This window comes from Geosporobacter ferrireducens, assembly GCF_001750685.1.
Lineage (GTDB): Bacteria > Bacillota > Clostridia > Peptostreptococcales > Thermotaleaceae > Geosporobacter > Geosporobacter ferrireducens.
In genome coordinates, this window is sequence record NZ_CP017269.1 from 711,232 (window position 1) to 729,273 (window position 18,042).

General features: G+C 52.7%; 12 protein-coding genes and 1 pseudogene. 1 reads left to right on the plus strand and 12 read right to left on the minus strand.

Annotated features, from left to right (window positions below):
- Positions 1 to 257 precede the first annotated feature (257 nt).
- The 3 genes from Gferi_RS03635 to Gferi_RS03645 form a co-directional block, all read right to left on the minus strand.
- On the minus strand, positions 258 to 1,598 hold the full coding sequence (locus Gferi_RS03635; RefSeq protein ID WP_236932683.1) for a relaxase/mobilization nuclease domain-containing protein: 1,341 nt from the start codon (positions 1,596 to 1,598) through the stop codon (positions 258 to 260).
- 143 nt (positions 1,599 to 1,741) lie between these two features.
- Positions 1,742 to 2,143 (minus strand): hypothetical protein, encoded by a 402-nt coding sequence (locus tag Gferi_RS03640; protein ID WP_069974315.1) that lies wholly within the window; start codon positions 2,141 to 2,143, stop codon positions 1,742 to 1,744.
- Between the two features lie 106 nt (positions 2,144 to 2,249).
- Positions 2,250 to 2,723 carry an SLOG family protein gene (locus tag Gferi_RS03645; RefSeq protein ID WP_169832961.1) on the minus strand — a complete coding sequence of 158 codons (474 nt, stop codon included), beginning with the start codon at positions 2,721 to 2,723 and terminating at the stop codon, positions 2,250 to 2,252.
- 146 nt (positions 2,724 to 2,869) lie between these two features.
- On the opposite strand from Gferi_RS03645, the gene Gferi_RS03650 reads away from it, so the two are divergent.
- Positions 2,870 to 3,196 carry a helix-turn-helix domain-containing protein gene (locus Gferi_RS03650; RefSeq protein ID WP_069974317.1) on the plus strand — a complete coding sequence of 109 codons (327 nt, stop codon included), beginning with the start codon at positions 2,870 to 2,872 and terminating at the stop codon, positions 3,194 to 3,196.
- Positions 3,197 to 3,324: 128 nt separating this feature from the next.
- On the opposite strand, the gene Gferi_RS28435 is transcribed toward Gferi_RS03650, so the two are convergent.
- The 9 genes and pseudogenes from Gferi_RS28435 to Gferi_RS03690 all read right to left on the minus strand — a co-directional run bounded on the left by Gferi_RS28435 (position 3,325) and on the right by Gferi_RS03690 (position 18,035).
- Positions 3,325 to 3,516 (minus strand): hypothetical protein, encoded by a 192-nt coding sequence (locus Gferi_RS28435; protein ID WP_169832943.1) that lies wholly within the window; start codon positions 3,514 to 3,516, stop codon positions 3,325 to 3,327.
- The gene (locus Gferi_RS29380) at positions 3,462 to 3,794 is read right to left on the minus strand and encodes a HepT-like ribonuclease domain-containing protein (protein ID WP_069974318.1); all 333 of its coding nucleotides are present in this window, start codon (positions 3,792 to 3,794) and stop codon (positions 3,462 to 3,464) included. Before Gferi_RS29380 ends, Gferi_RS28435 begins: the two co-directional genes overlap by 55 nt.
- On the minus strand, positions 3,787 to 4,107 hold the full coding sequence (locus tag Gferi_RS03660) for a nucleotidyltransferase family protein (RefSeq protein ID WP_028309363.1): 321 nt from the start codon (positions 4,105 to 4,107) through the stop codon (positions 3,787 to 3,789). The genes Gferi_RS29380 and Gferi_RS03660 overlap by 8 nt, the downstream gene beginning before the upstream one ends.
- A 315-nt stretch (positions 4,108 to 4,422) precedes the next feature.
- A complete protein-coding gene (locus tag Gferi_RS03665; RefSeq protein ID WP_069974319.1) occupies positions 4,423 to 4,758 on the minus strand; it encodes a plasmid mobilization protein in 336 nt (111 codons plus the stop codon).
- A gap of 146 nt (positions 4,759 to 4,904) precedes the next feature.
- Positions 4,905 to 13,427, minus strand: a complete 8,523-nt coding sequence (locus Gferi_RS03670) for an SNF2-related protein (protein ID WP_083273813.1) — start codon at positions 13,425 to 13,427, stop codon at positions 4,905 to 4,907.
- Between the two features lie 173 nt (positions 13,428 to 13,600).
- Positions 13,601 to 14,023, minus strand: a complete 423-nt coding sequence (locus Gferi_RS27445) for a TnpV protein (RefSeq protein ID WP_456297974.1) — start codon at positions 14,021 to 14,023, stop codon at positions 13,601 to 13,603.
- Positions 14,024 to 14,788: 765 nt separating this feature from the next.
- Complete coding sequence (locus Gferi_RS03675) at positions 14,789 to 14,992, minus strand: transposon-transfer assisting family protein (protein WP_069974321.1); 204 nt, start codon at positions 14,990 to 14,992, stop codon at positions 14,789 to 14,791.
- Positions 14,993 to 14,994: 2 nt separating this feature from the next.
- A pseudogene (locus Gferi_RS28750) lies at positions 14,995 to 15,522 on the minus strand (DUF3849 domain-containing protein).
- The gene (locus Gferi_RS03690) at positions 15,519 to 18,035 is read right to left on the minus strand and encodes a YodL domain-containing protein (RefSeq protein WP_069974324.1); all 2,517 of its coding nucleotides are present in this window, start codon (positions 18,033 to 18,035) and stop codon (positions 15,519 to 15,521) included. The pseudogene Gferi_RS28750 and the gene Gferi_RS03690 overlap by 4 nt, the downstream one beginning before the upstream one ends.
- Positions 18,036 to 18,042 lie beyond the last annotated feature (7 nt).

Sequence of the window (18,042 nt, forward strand, 5' to 3'; positions counted from 1 at the left end):
TTTACAGGGCTACACGTCTACACAAAACGGTTTACAGGGCTACACAAAACGGCAAGCAGGGCCTTTGTGTCCACAAAGGCACGCTGCACTCATTCCTCCCTCCGGTCGGACTGGCTCCGCTCTGCTTGTTGGTGCGCTGCCCCAAGCCCCGTCAGACCTCCGCTTTCGCGTCGTCTGTTAAGCGCCTGCGGCGCTGCTGCGCGTCCCGACCTGGACGCTTTTTACATGCTGGAAAAGGGAAGATGAGGGGAAGCCTATCACCGCAAATTTTCTTGCTCCGGCGCGGATGGAGAATAGCGTAAAAGCCGGTCTGTATTTTCTTTCACCGTCAGCAGATTTTTCATATTTTCCCTGGCCTGACGGTAGCCCTGATAGAGCTTTTTCTTCTCGGCAAGGAGCGCGGCGTATTCCTGTTTGAGCGTATTGATGGAGGGAAGTTTTTTAAGCCCCAAAGCATCAAATGCTTTCTTTGCCGACTGATGTAAAATGATTTCTCCCTCATGTTCAGCAAGGAATTTTTTGCTATAGCCAGCCTTGCGGTATTGAACATAAACTTCCCGTGTCCGGCTGTAATTTGAGATATGTTTTTGCAGCTCAGAAATTTCCTTCATGCGGGTTTCTACCTGTTTAATTTTTTCGGAAAGAGCGTTAAAAGCTGCGGTCGTTTCTGCCGCTTTTTTCTCCAGAGCGGCATATTCGGTTAGGCCGTTTTCCTGTAAAAAGATTAACGTCTGCGCTGCCTGTTTCAGGTTGAAAATCTTTGCCCAACGTTCGTAGCCGTAGCCTTTTCCTGCCTGGATTTTTGCTTGAATATCAATCAGCAGATTAACCTTTGTCGTAGCTGGCTCAAAGGCGCTGCCGCCGCCGGAAACCACCATGCGGATACCTTCGATCCGTTCCCGGATTGCTTGCTCGGTGTAGTCACCTTTTAAGGTATCACACCGGGTTCCACGTTTCTGCCCGGGGCCGGTAAACTTAATGTGCTTACCACGCTTGACCGCATATCCCGATGCTTCCATGAGAGAAAGAAACGCTTCAAAATCGGAGGGCTTTTTCTCCAGTGCGGCGTCGATGGCCCGGCGCAATTTTTCCTGAAAGGAAGGAGGCTTTTCATCACCCAGCCACGTTCCGTAATTTCCCTTACTCGGCTTCGGATTTTCAACAATAGACAGTCCGTTCTCAATGCAGATTGTATCGCTTAACCTGCGAATGGCCCGACCGGAATGAAGAAAATCATCAAACTTTCCCGTGCAGTCCAGGGTGGTGGAATTGAAGTAAATATGCGAATGGATATGGTGTTTATCCTCATGGGTTGTTACGATAAAGGCATGACGGCCTTTGGTAAAACGCATGGCAAGCTCATAGCCGATCCGGTTCGCTTCTTCGGGTGAAATTTCCCCAGGCTTGAACGCCTGCCTGATCTGGTAAAGAAGAATATTTTTGTCCCGTTTCTGCTCCCGTCCGGTAATATAATAATACTGGCGTTTGGCAAGCAGAAACTCGGCGTCAGCCGTTGCAGGATCGCACATATACGTGGAAATCAGCAAGCCGTCCCGCGTCTTTTTTGGGTTCTTTCCATAGTCGAGGCTTTTCTTCAATGTTGCCAGAATGCTCCTGCCTTTGTCGATATGCCTGGGTCTGAAATAAGTGGTTGCCGTAATAATCCTCCTTCCTAAAAAAAGAGGCGCTTTACCCTAAAAATCGGAAAGAAGCACCTCTTTTTTCGTATGATTTTTTGCGGTTATATGTCCATGTTCTTCCTTGACCATAGATGCAGCAGCAGGATAACCAAAGCCCCGGCAATCCAGATGCAGTATGTCCAAAAGAGATTGTGTTCTGTGACACTCCAGGCCACAATACCAAAAATGAACCCCCAAAGGATGGACAGCATTATGGCAATAATCCAAAAGCCGGCCTTTGTCGTTTGCTGCCAAAGCAGAGCTCCGAAAACGACAATCCCGATTACAATAGCCGGCACCGTGTGAACATGCAGTATACTATGTGCTGCGAAGCCTGCAATAACGCCAAGTGCAATACTGTCAAAAACAATAATCTGTTTAAGAAAAAGGCCGATGATAAAGATTATAATGCCAACCGCTGCGCCGATCAGCAGTTCAAAGCCTGCCGCCGCTAAAATTCCCATAACACCCCTCCTTTTGGATTATTATACCATCAAGGTCGATCTGTTTCCACAATAAAAAGGAAGATGGCAGCTCCGCAGAAAAATTGCTTTCTGATTTTCTAATTTTTTATTCAATCCGCTCGTCCGAGATATCAATGATGCGCAGTTCCAGCCCCTTTGCCGCTGCCATCCGGAGGGTCTGCGCAGCATCGCTTTTTTGTTTTCCGTCAGAAACCGCAATCACTCTTTCCGATTTCTCGACTAAGTAACGATTTCTGGCGAAGTAGCAATCCCGGTCGCGCTCATTGCTGATTACTTTGACACCGCTGCACTGAGGCATCAACTCTTGGAACCGCTTATCTTTGGATTTTACCCGGTCGGAGTAAGGGATAACCGCCTCCACATACAGTTCGGGATATTGTTTTTTTTTTTTCGCAACAATAGCGGCAAAGTCCAAATCTACGTTATTTGACATACTGCTGAGGAATCTGGTAAATCCGTCCGCAATGGCCTGCTCAATTTCACGTTGAAGCTCCTGCCTGACGTACTCGATTTTGTTTTTGGGTATCTCCCGAGGCCCTGTGACACATACTGTTTTCATGTCTTTCATCCTTTCCGTACTAAATATGATTTTGTACATTTACAAATATAGTAGCTTTTATCTATTATGTCAATTATAATACTCTCTCACAATTGGCAAAATTGCTCCTTCTATAGAGTAAAATCTATTGAAGGAGGTTGATACCAATGGATGAAAGCTATATATCGGAAAGGCTGGCGCAGCTGCGGACACAGATGGGTGTATCAGCGCGGGACATGAGCCTGTCGATGGGACAGGCCGACAACTATATTAACAATATTGAAAACAGGAAATCCATGCCTTCCATGCAGAATTTTTTGTGCATCTGCGAGTACCTGAAGGTGACACCAAAAGATTTTTTTGACGAAGGCACTACAAATCCTGCACTGCTTAACGAACTGATCACGGAGTTGAAACCGCTGAACAACAAAGCGCTTGAAAATCTGTTGAACTTTGTACGGGAGCTTCAAGGAAAGAAAGAAAGGGTTGGATAAGAAGCTTGAACGATTGAATATTTTACTTGGGAGTACATTGTGCCCTCTGAGTAATGGAAAACTGACCGGAAAAGGCGGCTCACGATTTCTCATGAGCCGCCTTTTCCGGTCAGCAGTTATTTAGTTCGCTAACGTTCCGGGTCGATGCTTTTCTTATTTTGGGATTCAGAGCCAGGAGTTTCGACCGCCTTTTTGCCCTCGGTAAGCTGCTGAAGGATAGATGGTTTTTCCACAGGTGGCAGATCTTTTCCGTGTTCCTGTGCAATCACCCTCTCACAAAAGTGTAAAAGCCCCGGTATGCTGTTTGTTGTGTTTCCCAAATGACGTTTTCATCCATCTCGGTGTAAGCGTGCGCCAGCCAGTTCCGCATTCCGCGTATCAGACCCCATTGCATCTGCTCTTTGGTTTCCTCGCGAAACTCAACCGAAAGGCCGTTTGCCAATTCCCCAATCTGCAAAATGCACATGGATACTGCGTTGAAATACGCCCTATCCTGTATAAACAACTGATAGTCCTTTCCAAATCTCTGGATAAATCCCGCGATGTCCCGGCAATAGTTTTGGATATGCAATATCCTCTGTCGGTCTCCGCTATTCATAAATCTTTATCATCTCCGTTCGTACATTTTCAACGAACCATGGCGTCCGCTGCTGGGTACTTTCCTGCTCCAAAGTCTGTGTTGTAATTAAATCAACTTCCTTTCCGATGCTGTCGCACAAGTCGTTGTACAAACCGCCCATGTCAAACAGGCTTTTCACTTTGGAACCCATCCGATCAACCAGCACGTCTACATCACTGCTTTCCGTCGCTTCGTTCCGGGCGTAGGAACCAAAGAGGTACACGGCGCGCAGGTTGTATTTCTCCGCCACCGGTGCTATCCTCTTTCTCAATTCGTCTATGGAATAAATCATGCGCCTCACCTCACTTTTTCCATGCTACGCGCTGCGATATATGTTTTTATGCTTGTTCACGGTATCCCGCACTGGATGTCTGGAACAACCTTTATGCTGTCAATGGCCGAAATTGCAATCCTTTTTTATTATATTATACACCAAAATCTGTATTTTTACTATTGCAAGTTGACGGAGCTTCAATGAAAGAAATAATGAGAAGGTTGATAGATAATAAATAAACAAATGAATGATGTGAGAATACAGAAGAATGAAACACGGAGAAAGCGACATATTCCCATGTTGGGAATACGCCATTTTCCATCATTTTATATACTATAGCTCGGATAACTTTCTGAGAATCCCATTTGTTTGTTCCCAAAGCCGGTTATAATGTACGCGCAAATCCTCAATATCAGCAGCGTACAGGTTTCCGGTTTCATTAGTGCGGCGGGCAATCTGGTTCATGTTGTTGGTCGCGGTTCGCAGCAGGGTCACCATTTCCCGCACCTCAGACAGGTCAAGCTGCACCACATAACCATCTACGGCCATTTTTAAAAGATAGGCTCTCATATTGCGGATACCTGCCAGTTCCATTTTTCTCTTAATCATGTCGCGTTCCTGCTCATTGACCATAAAATGCAGGTTGATGTTTTTACTTCTCCACGGCATAGGTAGAACACCGCCTTTCTATTCTTTTCGTGGGTGTATTTTTGTTTTTGGATATAAAAAGAGATTGCCGCCCGGCGCAAGAAAGCGCACCGGCGGCTATTTTTGACGATGGAGAACCATTTTATATAGTCAGAACGGCATCCCTCCTATAGGGTAATGTCATGGTTTTTTAGTCTATCAGACGAATCCTTTAGCTTGCCGTCAGATGTACCGGAACGCAGATTTTCCAGAATGGACGGTTTTGCGCTTTTGGCATAGGCCAGCTGGGGCAGGTCAGATTCCGCCATTTCCATCACACGCTCCGGCCCGCTGTCGATGTTCAGCTGGGCATTGAGGAAGGCCAGACGGGCTTCTTTTTCTGCCAGTTCCCGTTCCTGTGCGAAGGGTTTTTTCAGCTCTCTTTTTGCATCCTCCACCTGCTGGTAGAGGTTTTCAAGCTGGTTTTTGGAGGTCTCCAGCCTTTCCGGAATATCTACCCGCAGGGCATTGTTGATGCGGGTCATGTTGCCGAAGGTGTCCATACCCAGTTCCACGGAATAGCTCAAATCTCCCTTGAGGGTCAGATTGAACTTTTTGTAGAAGCTGTCAAAGGAAAGGCTCATGTCAAAGCCCAGGTAGGAGCCGATCTTCGCCGGTTCTTTTCCCACAACAGTCTTACAGGCTTCCAGCAGAGCCTTTGCCGCAGGCTCCTTTTCCGTATACTCCACACCCAGCACTGTCATGGTAGGAAAGGGCGGTGCTGCATGGGAATCTACCTCGGATGCACCTGTTTCGGGAGCATCGGATGCCTCCGGCTGCGCGTCAGGGGCTTTCGGCAGGTTTTCCATATACCGTGCCATGTCCTTTTCCGCGCCTGCAATCCGGCTCTTGGCGGCTTCGATGTTTTCGGGGTAGTATTTCAGTAAATCGTCCTCCAGCCGGTAATGCTGGCTTTGATGGTCAGCCCGGAGCAGCCGCAGACGCGCCACTTCAATGTCCAGGTCGATTTTCTCTTTGATGAGTGGGTTTCCGGCACACAGGGCCTTGATTTCCGCATAAGACAGTGCGGTTTCGTCCACGTCCTCACAGGCACGGACAGGAGATTTGCTGGTCATGATCTGGCTGATAAACTTCTGCTTGTTCTCCACGGTTTGCCAGAGGTAGGCGTCGAATGTCCCTTCGGTAGCATAGCGGTAAATATAGACTTCGGGGTTTGAGTTGCCCTGCCGGACGATACGACCGGCACGCTGCTCCAGATCAGAGGGCCTCCAGGGGCAATCGAGGTCATGGAGGGCGATTAAGAGGTCCTGCACATTGGTTCCGGCCCCCATTTTGAAGGTGGAACCGAACAGGATGCGCACCTTGCCCTGCCGTACTTTGGCGAACAGTTCCTTTTTGCGGGCCTCGGTGTTGGCGTCGTGGATAAAGGCAATTTCATCCTCCGGTATGCCTTTGGCGATCAGCTTGTCGCGGATATCGTCATAAACATTGAAACGCCCGTCCTGGTTGGGGGTAGAGAAGTCACAGAAGGCAAGCTGGGACAGACGGTCGGCTTTGGTTTCCTTCCATATCCGGTAGATGTTTCCCGCGCAGGCATTGACCTTGCTGCTTTCATCATCGGGCAGCATGGGGTTCATCAGACGCTGGTCAAGGCCGATTTTACGTCCGTCCGACGTTATTTTCAGCATGTTGTCCATGGTAGGGTCAACCAGGTTGGCATGGACGGCGGCGGCACGGTCGGAAAGCTCCTTGACCATTTCCTTCTGCAATTCGGTGGGCTTGACCACCACGGTTTCATAGTTGGCCTTTGGCCTTGGCAAGTCCAGCGTATCGGCAGTTTTGACATCCGCCACTTCCTTGAACATGGCCATAAGCTCTGGCAGGTTGTGGAACTTGGAAAACCGTGTCCGCGCCCGGTAGCCGGTGCCCTCCGGGGCCAGTTCAATAGCCGTCACTGTTTCCCCGAAGGTGGACGCCCAGGCGTCAAAATGGCTCAGGTTCTTTTTTACCAGCAGGTCATATTGCAGATACCGCTGGATGGTATACATTTCGACCATAGAGTTGCTGATGGGCGTACCTGTGGCGAAAATGATGCCCTTGCCGCCCGTCAACTCGTCCATGTACCGGCACTTCATAAACAGGTCGGAGGATTTCTGCGCATCGGAGGTGGACAGTCCCGCCACGTTGCGCATTTTGGTGTATAAAAAGAGGTTTTTGAAAAAATGGCTTTCATCTATGAACAGCCTGTCAACACCCAGCTGCTCAAAGGTGACCACATCGTCCCGGCGCTTCCCTTCCAGCAGGTTTTTCAGCCGTGATTCCAGGGATTTGCGGGTCTTTTCCAGCTGCTTGATGGAGAAGTTCTCACCACGGGAGCGCTTTAACTCATCAATGCCCTCCATGACCTCCCAAATCTGTTCCCTAAGAAGACGTTCCTGCCGCTCTACGGACATGGGGATTTTCTCAAGCTGGCTGTGGCCTATGATTACCGCGTCATAATCGCCGGTGGAGATTTTTGCGCAGAATTTTTTGCGGTTTCGCATTTCAAAGTCCTTTTTCGTTGCCACAAGGATATTAGCGCTGGGATACAGCCGCAGAAATTCCGACGCCCACTGCTCTGTGAGGTGGTTGGGCACGGCGAACAGGCTCTTCTGGCAAAGCCCCAGCCGCTTGGACTCCATAGCGGCGGCCACCATTTCAAAGGTCTTGCCCGCACCCACCTCATGAGCCAGCAGGGTATTCCCGCCGTAAAGGATATGGGCGATGGCATTCAGCTGGTGCGTCCGCAGGGTGATGTCGGGGGAAATGCCGGAAAAATTGATGTGGCTGCCGTCATATTCCCGGAGCCTTGTGGAGTTGAACCGGTCGTTGTACAGGCGCACAAGGGCCTGACGACGCTTCGGGTCTTTCCATATCCAGTCCTTAAACGCCTGCTTGATGGCCTCCTGTTTCTGCTGGGCGAGGGTGGTTTCCTTTTTGTTCAGGACGCGCTTTTCCTTGCCGTCCTCGTACTTGATGTCATATACCCGCACATCACGCAGGTTCAGCGTGTCGTCAATGATCTGGTAAGCGTTCATGCGCTCGGTGCCGTAGGTGACGGTAGCCAGGATGTTGTTGTAGGGGATACGGTTTTTGCCCGCCACCTGCCATTCGCCGGTATACTCAAAATAGTTGACTTTTAGGTTGTTTCGCAGGTTGTACGACGGCTGCAACAGCTCAAACATGAACTGCTGGACGTATTCCTTGTCCACCCAGGTGGAACCGAGACGGACGGAAATTTCGGAAGCATCCAGGTCTTTGGGCTGGGCCTTCTCCAGCGCCGCGATATTAGGGGCAAGCTGCTGTGCAAGGTCTGGGCGCATTTCGGCTAAAGCTTTGGCAAGGCGCAGCTTGCTCCGCACATCTCCGGAAAGATACTCGTCGGCGGTGACAAAGGGCAGCTTATCCAGGTCATAAAAGGCTTTCGGTACGCTCTCGGGCGGCTGGTCTCCTAAATCACGGAATATGATGCCCTCCAGGTCAGATATCAGCCTTTCTTTGGAGAACCCGGTCAGCTGCTGCATAAAGTCCATATCCACACAAGCACACTCCCCGATGGATACCGCCAGTGCCTCGCTTGCCGTATCCACTGATGTGATGACGGTTTTCTGCTTGATGGTGCGCTTGGTGAACATATCGGCCTTGCGCGCAAGGTTTCCGTCCTCGTCCAGTATTTCAAGGGAACAAAGGAGGAAGTAGGCCGAATCCGCAGAAAAGGCCCGGCTGTTGGCTGTGGCGTTAATCAGCCCATACTCGGCGGTAAAGGCGTCGTACAGACGGTTCAGCTCTGCCTGCTTCGCTTTAATCTCACTATCGCCAAACTCCTCCAGTTGCAGGTCGATCAGCTCATGGACACAGTTGCGCAGTTCCACCATACCCCGGATGCGGTCAAGGGTCGCGGCAGGAAGGTCTACGGGATACATGCATGAGTTTTCGCGGTAATACACCCGGTCATCCACAACAGTATAGCTGAAATTGCGTACATTGGGATCTGCCGGGATGAACTCGTCCAGAGTACCCTCAATGTCGTCTAGCTCCGCCTCGGTGATCTGCCCCCGGATAATAGACATAGCCTCCCTAAGCTGCTGCGCAAGGTCGGCTCCGGGAATGGGACGGCAGGTGGTTTCCCTGCGGTCGCCGTACATCATATCGTCGTATTCCATCGTACCCAGCACCATTTCTGGATGCTCGGCAAAATAGCGATTGACGGGGATGCCGTCCTCCGTCACACCCAAATGCACCCAGTCAGGTTCTATATCCGTGAGCCGGTCGCGGCGCTGCAAAAACAGGATGTCGGTGGTGACTTCGGTGCCGGCGTTGGCTTTGAACGCGTTGTTGGGCAGTCTGACAGCACCCAAAAGCTCGGCGCGCTGGGCGATATACTTGCGTACTTCCGGGTTTTTCTTGTCCATGGTGTACCGGCTTGTGACAAAGGCCACGATACCTCCCGGACGCACCTGGTCTAAAGTTTTTGCAAAAAAATAGTCATGGACGTGGAAGTTCTGCTTGTACTTTTTATCCATGACAGGATAGTTGCCAAAGGGTACATTGCTTACGGATACGTCAAAAAAGGCGTCGGGCATGTTGGTCTGTTCATAGCCAGTCACCCGGATATCGGCATTGGGGTAAAGCTGTTTTGCGATCCGGCCCGTAATGCTGTCCAGTTCCACGCCGTACAGTCGGGCGTTTTTTATGCTCTCCGGCAGAAGTCCGAAGAAGTTGCCCACGCCACAGGCCGGCTCCAGCAGGTTGCCGGTTTTGAAACCAAGGCGCTCTACCGTGTCATAGATTGCTTTGATGACCGTGGGGGAAGTGTAGTGAGCGTTCAGAGTGGAGGCCCGTGCCATATCATATTCTTCGGGCGTAAGCAACTCTTTGAGTTCGGCGTACTCCTTCTGCCAGCCGTCCCGGTCGGCGTCAAACGCCTGAGGAATACCGCCCCAGCCCACATAGCGGGATAGGGTTTCCTGTTCCTCGGGAGTTGCATGGCGGTCTTCGGCTTCGATCTGTTTCAGGATGCGGATGGCTGCAAGGTTATAGCCAAACTTTGTTTTCTGGCCGCCTTCGCCAAGATGGTCATCCGTGATGCGGAAATTCTGGGGCGGCGGTGCAGGTTTCACATCCTGTGCGGGCTCTGCCTCGTCAATGTCCGGCAGTTCCTCATCCGCAAAGTCTGTATACTCCCGCTGGGCATAGGTCTGTTCCTCCGGCGTCAGAAAGCGTTCTTCCTCCATCAGCCGCGCAATACTGCGCTGTACCACGGGCCAGGAAAGGTTTACCGGCTCCGCGCCCTCCTTGGTGACAAGGAATGCAGGCAGGTCGCCGCCGTATTCTTCTCTTAAAAAGGCGGCGGTTCCCCGCGCGCGGGGGCTGGCCTGCATATACTGGTAGACAAGTATTTTGCTGTCCAGGCTGCCGTTCCACCGGATCAGGGCTTCGTCCAGATCGGTCTGGGTGATTTCAGGTTCAGGCGGCTCATCGGTCCGTCCTGTTGCATCTTCCGATTCCGCAGTATCATGGGAAGGCTCGTCATGCTCCGGCAAGCTGCTTTCAGACGGCATATTCTGTTCTGGCAGTTCGTTTTCAGCCGGTGCGTGCGGCTCTGTTCTGTGAGTGTCCGCTTCTTTTTCCGTACGTTCGGCAGCTTTCTGCGCAGCCGCCAGTATCGCATCAATGCGGGCGATGTCCTCGGTGGTGGGGTTTTGCAAGCGCTCCCGGATATAGGCGATATCCTCCCGTGTCAGCAAAAAATCTTCTTTCGGCCCGGGGGTCTCGGAGGGAGCAGCAGAAGGCCCGGTTTCCGGCAGGGCTTCGGTTTGCTGTTGGGGTTCCGGCTGTTGTTGAGCTTCCACCTGTTGCGGGGTAGTTTCCTTTTCCTGCCCGGAACGCCCAAAAAGCTCCGGTTCCCGCTCATAAATCCCCCGCAGGACGGGCGTAATCTCTCCCCAGTCAAAGCTGTACCGGGAAATAAATCTGCTCTGCACATCAATGACAAGTCCGGAGGCCTGGGCAAAGTAGTCTGCGGTTTCTCCGGTATTCAGCGTCATTGTCTCCGCTTCCCCGGAAAGGGTGCGCGAAAGGTAGTCCATAATACCGGAATTGGACGCACCGTCCTGAAACAGCCTTGCCAGCGCATCTCCGTCAGGTCCAGCCAGCAGGCCGTTCTCCAGCACATCCCGTAAATCTTCGTGTGCATTGTCCGGGTCGGCGGTCAGATAGTCGGTAAATGGTTTATTCTTCGGATTGCGGGCAAGGAGCCGTTCAAATCTTTCCCGGCTTTCCGCACGGAAGATGGGATACAGCAGGGACGGGTCTTGCAGGCTGACATCATAATCTCCGATGCGGTCATTGATGTAGGGCTTGTCGCTTTCCAGATACACTGTGTCCCCCACGGCATACACGCGTCCAGGAGCGGTGGCCTCTGATGATTCCTGTGCCTGCTCCGATTGCGGTTGGGACAGAACATCCGTAGCATCCGGCTCCTTATGCGGTGGTGATGGCTCCATAGAGATAGCTTGTTCTCCCGGTGTTGGTTTGGTGAGGTCTGCTTCCTGTTCTGACAGCGTTGTATCCGGTTCCAGAACGGTGTACCGCCCATCGTCCAGATATCCCTCAAACCGGGAGCGGAACATTTCCACAGGCTCCTGTTCGGGTTCGCTGGGCAGGGTGTAATACACATAGTCTTTATCTACCCGGTCGATTACCAACCGGACATGGATGTTGTCGGTGGAAAGCGCGTCAACGGCATCTCCCGCACGGTAGGGAATATTCTTTTGGGGGCTGTAAAAAACATGGGGCTGCTCCCAGGCTTCCAGAAAGCGCCCCGCCTGCACAAGCTCGGAGACACGCCGGTAGACTTTCGTCCAGGGCAAATCAAGGGAAACAACGGGCCTCCGCTGGGCCAGGGGGACGGTTTTAGGGTCGCCCTTGGAAAGCGTGACGCCGGTATCGCTTCCCACCAGACCTAAATAGCCTTCTGCCCCATCCGTGCGGGGCATAAGGTACACTCCGTCGCCATAGATGTCTTTGACAAGCTGTGCGGCTTCCTTTGAGCGGGGATTTTCCGTGAACTGCCTGATGATGCGGTCATACTGCTCCGGCGTCTCCACGGCTCCCAGCAAAAGGGTGTCGATTTCCTCCTGTGAAATGCTCTCGGTGCTGGAGAGAGCAGGCGTCTCTGCTTCCCGGAGCTTTTCTTCAATGACCGCCCGCTGTTCCGACACGCCCGGCAGAAGGGGCTGCGGCAGGTCGAACAGAGACAGCTGGGCATATGGCTGGGATACCGGTTCGGAAGTCCGCCGTTGTGCGGCGGCTTCCGGCGGTGTCAGGCCGTCCAAGCCGGGAAACAGGGTGTAGGTTCCGTTTTGGTAAGCAGTGAGGTTTTCAAAACCTGTCCGTCTTGTGGCATAGTACCGGTCATCCGGATGGGTGCCGTCCAGAATGGGCTTCATGGCGGTAAGGAGCTCCGCCACCTTTGCCGGATTGTCCAGCATGGCGCGGACGGCGCGCCTGCCTTCGCCGTCCCAAATGTCATTGGAGGAAGGGTATGGCCGTTTGATATCCTCGGGCAGGTTATAATAGAAATTGGTCACGTTCCGAGCCAGCATTTCCTTCTCGTATTCTGGGATACGGTCAAGCTCGGCACGGGTCATATACCGCCCGTCCTGAATCAGCTTGCCGATCCGCTTCTCCGCGGCGCTCCAGGAAAGCTTGACGGTGTCATAGGGGTTGGATAGGCTGCCGCGCTTTAAAATAATGCCCTTTCCCGGCTCACTGTCGGCCCAGCTGTTATCCGCGCCGGACAGGGCATGGGATTGGCCGCCCTGCCCGTACTCGGTTTTCAGGAAATCCGCCCGTTCCTTCGGGGTGTGATCGTGCAGGAAGTAGGATAATATCCGGTATTTTCCCGATTGGTAGGAGCCTCCCCGTAAAAGATAAGCGTCCACCTCGTCCTCGGTGATAAAGGGCATGAAGCCTACGGTCGGCGGTTCGCCTGCCGGAAAAGAAAGGGGTGGAATGCCTAAATCCCGTACAGCCTGCAACAGGCGTGACGGGCTGTGCCACAGGCGTTTTGGCGCATCCGGGTCGGTAGATAGGGCCTCAATATCTTCCTCCAGCCGTTCCAGTATCAGGCTGTATTCCCCAAGCCCTCCCTTGTCGAGAAGCAGTTCCTTCACTTGCGTGGTATCGGCGGGAAAACCGCCTGTTTCGGAACGCCAGGCTTCCGGCATTTCGCGGAAATCCCGCATATCGTCGCGGTAAAAGTACAGCAGCCGTTCGGCAAGCTCATGATGCTCGTTGTCCATGGCCTCGTCAAACACGTCATGGGAAACATATTGTCCCGCGTCAAGCAGCTCCCGGATGCGGACAGCGGCCTGCTCCCAGGTGATATGCACGCTGTCGCGGGCCTGGAGGGCGGACTTGCCGCGCCCCAGGGTCAGGCCGGTTTCATCAAACCAGACGGCTATCTGCTTATCGCCAAACTGAAAGCCCTTGCCGCCCTTACGATACTCCCACGCCAGGAATTCCGCGTTCTCGGCGGGCGTTTTATCCTTCATAAAGTAGGCGGCGATATGCAGGATACTGTTTCTCTCGTTGCCGCCGTCCCGCAAAATTGCGTCCAGCTCAACGGTTGAGAGGAAGGAGCCCATCAGTGTATCGGTCAGCGGGGGAACGGCAATGGAAGCAGATGGCCTCGGCTCACTGGACGTATTCCCAACCTTGGAATATGTTTCCGCGACGGCTCCCGGCTCCTTTTCGGGCAAAGAAATACCGCCTGGTACAGGTGTTTCCTGCTCGGGCGGTATTTCTTCCGGTGTTTCGTTTAACTGTAAATCAGTTCGTTCAGGATGATTTCCTCGGCTTGGGCTTTCAGGCTGTTCATGTGGCTCACCCAGCTCATCTGATCTGCCGTTTTGTCCGGGGGCGGGTTCTTCCCGGTCAGTTCCTTCATCAGCTGTTCCATTCTCTCGTTCGCCGTCCGGTCGATCTCCCGCAGGTGGGGATACAATTTTTCGCTCAGAAGCAGGGAATTGTACGACATGGCCCGGTGCTGTTTCAGGAAGTTTTTCCGCATCCGTCCGTATTTGTCGATTGTCTCCTCCGTCACCGGCGAAGCCTGTTCTTCCAGAATCAGATCGGGAAGCAGATAATCCCCTGCCTGGCTGTAGGTCAGCGGACGGCTGTTGTCTGTTTCTGTCTCTTTGCTCATATTGGGCACTCCTTTCGGCGGCTTTCTGCCTTTCATATTTTTTAATAACAGCTCCGATATCCTTTAAAACCTGTTCGGACAGGTCGCTGACCGCCGTACCCAGCGCGTAAACGGTGGCAGGGGTATTGAATTCAAAAACCTTTTGAAAATCCCCGTCCTCAAAATATTCCTCCGTGTCCAGGCCGCAACGGGATATCAGGCTGTAGGCAATGCTGACGGTCAGCGCTTCCCGGAAAGTCACTTCAAGATTAAGCTCGTCATAGTCTTCCAGAAAACTGCCTTCCGCAATGTACCCGATTTCACGGGCGTTATCGTCATAATACTCCCTTGCAAGCTGGGACGCAATGTTGTAAAGGGAAGTACCCAAATCGTTCTCTACATTGTCATAGGTTTTTGCAAGGTATTCCATGACGGGCGCATGATGTTCCTCCCGAAGCTCCCATAAAAAGGGGACGCGTGCATCCTCCCGTGCGGGCTCAGTATCCGATATGTCAAAGACATACCGCAGTGCCGGGCGGTCGCCGCTGTCGTCCATAAGGGCAATCCCCTTTGCGCCGCGCCGCACCCAGCGGTTCATGGGGCTGTTCCAGGTTTCGATAGGCGCGCAGGCCGTGGCGTCGGGGCGCTGGGCGTAAATCATCAGCTGGTCGGCAAAGGAATACCGGTACAGCCTTGCCGCCGTGTCCAGAAAGCGCGTCCAATTCCTGCGCCCCTGCGTAATCTGCCGGGCCTGCTGCTCCGCCAGTTGGGAATACATCTGAAATTTCGTAGCCAAACCGTGCTACACCTCCGTTTCTTGTATCATTCATAGTCCGGAGCAAGGACAAGGGCGGCGAATTCCCGATCAGTCATAGCTTCCAGCCTGCCGATTACGCCCTGCGCCAGCTCCTTTAATTCCGGTTCCAATAGGTGAGGCAGGCTCTCCCGTATCCCGGTAAGCAGCCTGTCTCTGTCGCTTGTGTCATAGACACACATAAGATTGATTTCTTCCACGGTAAAGCCCATTATTACACCTCCCGTCCGCTGTCGCGTTTCGGAGTGCCTTTCGGTTGCTCTGTCTCCTGTACGGCAGCCTTTTTGTCTTCTTCCAGCCGATTTAGAACGGAGGTCTTTTTTTCAGCTTTCGGAGCGGATTTTTCCAGCGCTGCAAACGCTTTCCGCGCCACGTCAATAAATCCGTCCAGTACGGTGGGGTGGGTATTTATCGTATAATAAATGCTTCTTTCTTTGGGTATGGAAAAGCCTTTACCCCAATCCTTGTTGTCACGGGAAAAACGCCCGTCATGCTCCAGATTCTGCAAGGTGGCAGCCAATACTCAGACTACACGCTCCGCGCCGTATTCCGCAATAACCTTCTGTGCAGAGCTATCTAAATCATACCGGTAGAGAGCATAGTTGCTGTCTTTTATGGCTTGTTCGATTGCCTGGGCACAGGCTCCATTTATACGGTTGCTGTCCCGGTAAAGGGCAAGCTCATCCTGTTGTCTTGCATAATCTGCATCCTGTTTATAAACTGGTTGATGTTCCATTCTCATACCTCCCGTGCTCCGTCGCGCTTTGGCGCGGTTTTCTGTGTGTCGGTTCCCTGGGAAACTGCTTTTTTACCTTCCTGCAATTTCGCAAGGATGGAGGGCTTTTCCGTGCGTCCGGGCTGTTTTTGTTCGTTTTTGACCGTTCTTGCAAGGTCAAGGAGGGAAATCTGCTTCCCGGCCTTAACCTGTTCCTCCGGTTCGGAGACGGTGGGAGCAGCGGGTTCCGGTTCCTTTGGCTTTTCATAGGCTGCAAGCTGCTGTAACAGGGCTGCAGCTTCGGGCACATCGGTTTCTTCCTCGATGGCATATTGCAGCATTTCTTTCATGCCGGAAAGCTCGCCGTTTTCAATATCCCGCGCTATGGAGCGGATATTTTCCTCTTTGTCTTCCACATCATCGCGGTAGCCGTAAGTGTCAAAATTCTCGGCAAATTTATCAAGGCGGGTAGCAAGCTCTATTACAGGGTCAAGCTCCGGCTGCTTCTCATTTCCCAAAAAAGCGGGCAGTTCCTTAAAGCCGAAGCTATCCACATAGTGGGAAGTGATCCCGCCGTTTCGTTGCAGGGAAACCACATCGCTGACCGACAGGCTGTGTCCCCGAAAGTCAGCGGGATGGTGCAGGTTGAATTTCTCAAAGATGCCTTCCAGTGTATCCTCCGGCGGCAGGGGCGCGACATAGACCAGCTCGTAATTGGCCCGGTCTACGGTCAGGCCGTCTTTTTTCAGCTGTTCCAGCGGTGTAAAACGGTGGAAATGCAGTTCCTCGCCGCCCTTTAACTGGAAGATACCAAAGCAGTCCCTGTCACCGTATAACAGCCCGGCTTCCCGCGATGCTTCACTGTTTCTGGAGGCGTCTTTTAACATGGCGTGCTCCCGCGATGCCTGCCATTCCCCGGCCTCAATGCCGAAAATCCCGTCATGTCCGGCGATTTCGTCCCGTTCAAAAACCATGGCCTCGGTGTTGTCCGGGTACAGCATGTAAACGGTATGGTCGGCGTCATACAGCGCCAACGCCCGGTCTTTCAGCAGCGGAAGCATGGAGGGGTCGGTGTAGCCGTACAGGTCGCGCTCGGACAGCTCGATAGCGGGGTCGGGCAAGAAATCGTCTGTTTCCGGTTCGACGGGCGCATCCTGCTCCTGATGCGGTGCTGCCTGTTCTGGTGTGCCGGCAACGGGCGGTACGGAGAAAAGCGGTGCATCCTGCGTAGCAGACACACTCATTTCGGTGGTACGGGCGGTTTCCTCGATTTGAGCTTTCACATCATCCGGCATATCCTTGTCATAGAACGTCACACTGCGGTCAGTGGCAATATGCGCCACGGTGACGTAATCGCCGTCCTTTTCCTCCAAACGGTTCCAGACGGTCAGGCCGTTCCCCATATGACCGTAGCCCAATTCATACTGCTTTTCAGGCTTTGGTGTGTATGACGGTGCGGGGCCGGTGACGATATACTCCACGCCGCCGATTTCCTCAATATGCTGGTTGGGCTTTAATTCGGGCTCTACCGCGGGTGAAGGCTCCTGGCCTGAAACAGGGGCATCCGGCACAGGCAACGGCTCCGGCGCGGTCTCGTCCTGCTCTTTGGGTGTAAGATCAATCCCTCGCTCCTTGGCAAGCATACGGAAATTTTCATCAATGCTGTCAATAAGCTCCGCCGCCGTTTTGCGGATAATGTCCAGCGAAGCGTTCAATTCCTTTAATTCACGGGTTTTACTCCATTCGGCCAGATACCCGAAGCTGTTGGCGGCGGTTTCAATGCCGTAATACTGGCACACGGCATAGGAAACGCTTTCGGCCTCTACTTCCTCGGTGCGCCGGTCTTTTGGCTTTGCTGTCTCGTCCTCCTGCTGCAAACGCTCCAGATCGTGGAGCCTGGCATGGGTGATCTCGTGGATTATTGCCGAAACGGTCTGGATTTTACTCATTCCGGTACGGATGGCGATACTGTCTCCCATGCGGCAGATGCCGTCCGTGCCGGGTTCCAGTGGTTCAAACCGGATGGGCAGCGGAGATACGGCCCTAAGAGCGTCCAGAAAAAGCGCATAGTGCTTCACGTCGCCGGTCAAATCCTCCACCAGGCTTGGCAGAGGTTTTCCGTCTGTCTGTGATACGTCGAATACGGGAATGACCTTAAAGCGCGCAATGCGCACCTCCACTTCCTCCGTGACGGGCAGTCCGTCTGCGCCGAGTATGGGACGGCGGGTATCCGGGTCAAGCTTCTGCTGTTCTTTTGTAACGGTAAAGGGCGTGGGAGCAAGGATTTTGATGCCCGTTTCGCCGCGTTTGACATACCTGCCGAATTTGGATTGCCATGCCTGGTATCCTGCCACCAGCGTGGCGTCGGGCTTCTGCATATAAATGAGCAGGGTGTTCCGGGTGCTGTAGCGGTGGAACCGGGACATGGTTTGCAGGTAGGACAAATATTTTTCACCGGTAAACAGGTCTTTGATGCCCTGTTCCAGGCGGTCGGTGATTTCCTTCACCTGGTTTTTTGTGCTGCTGGCTTTATCAGCCATTGTGTGC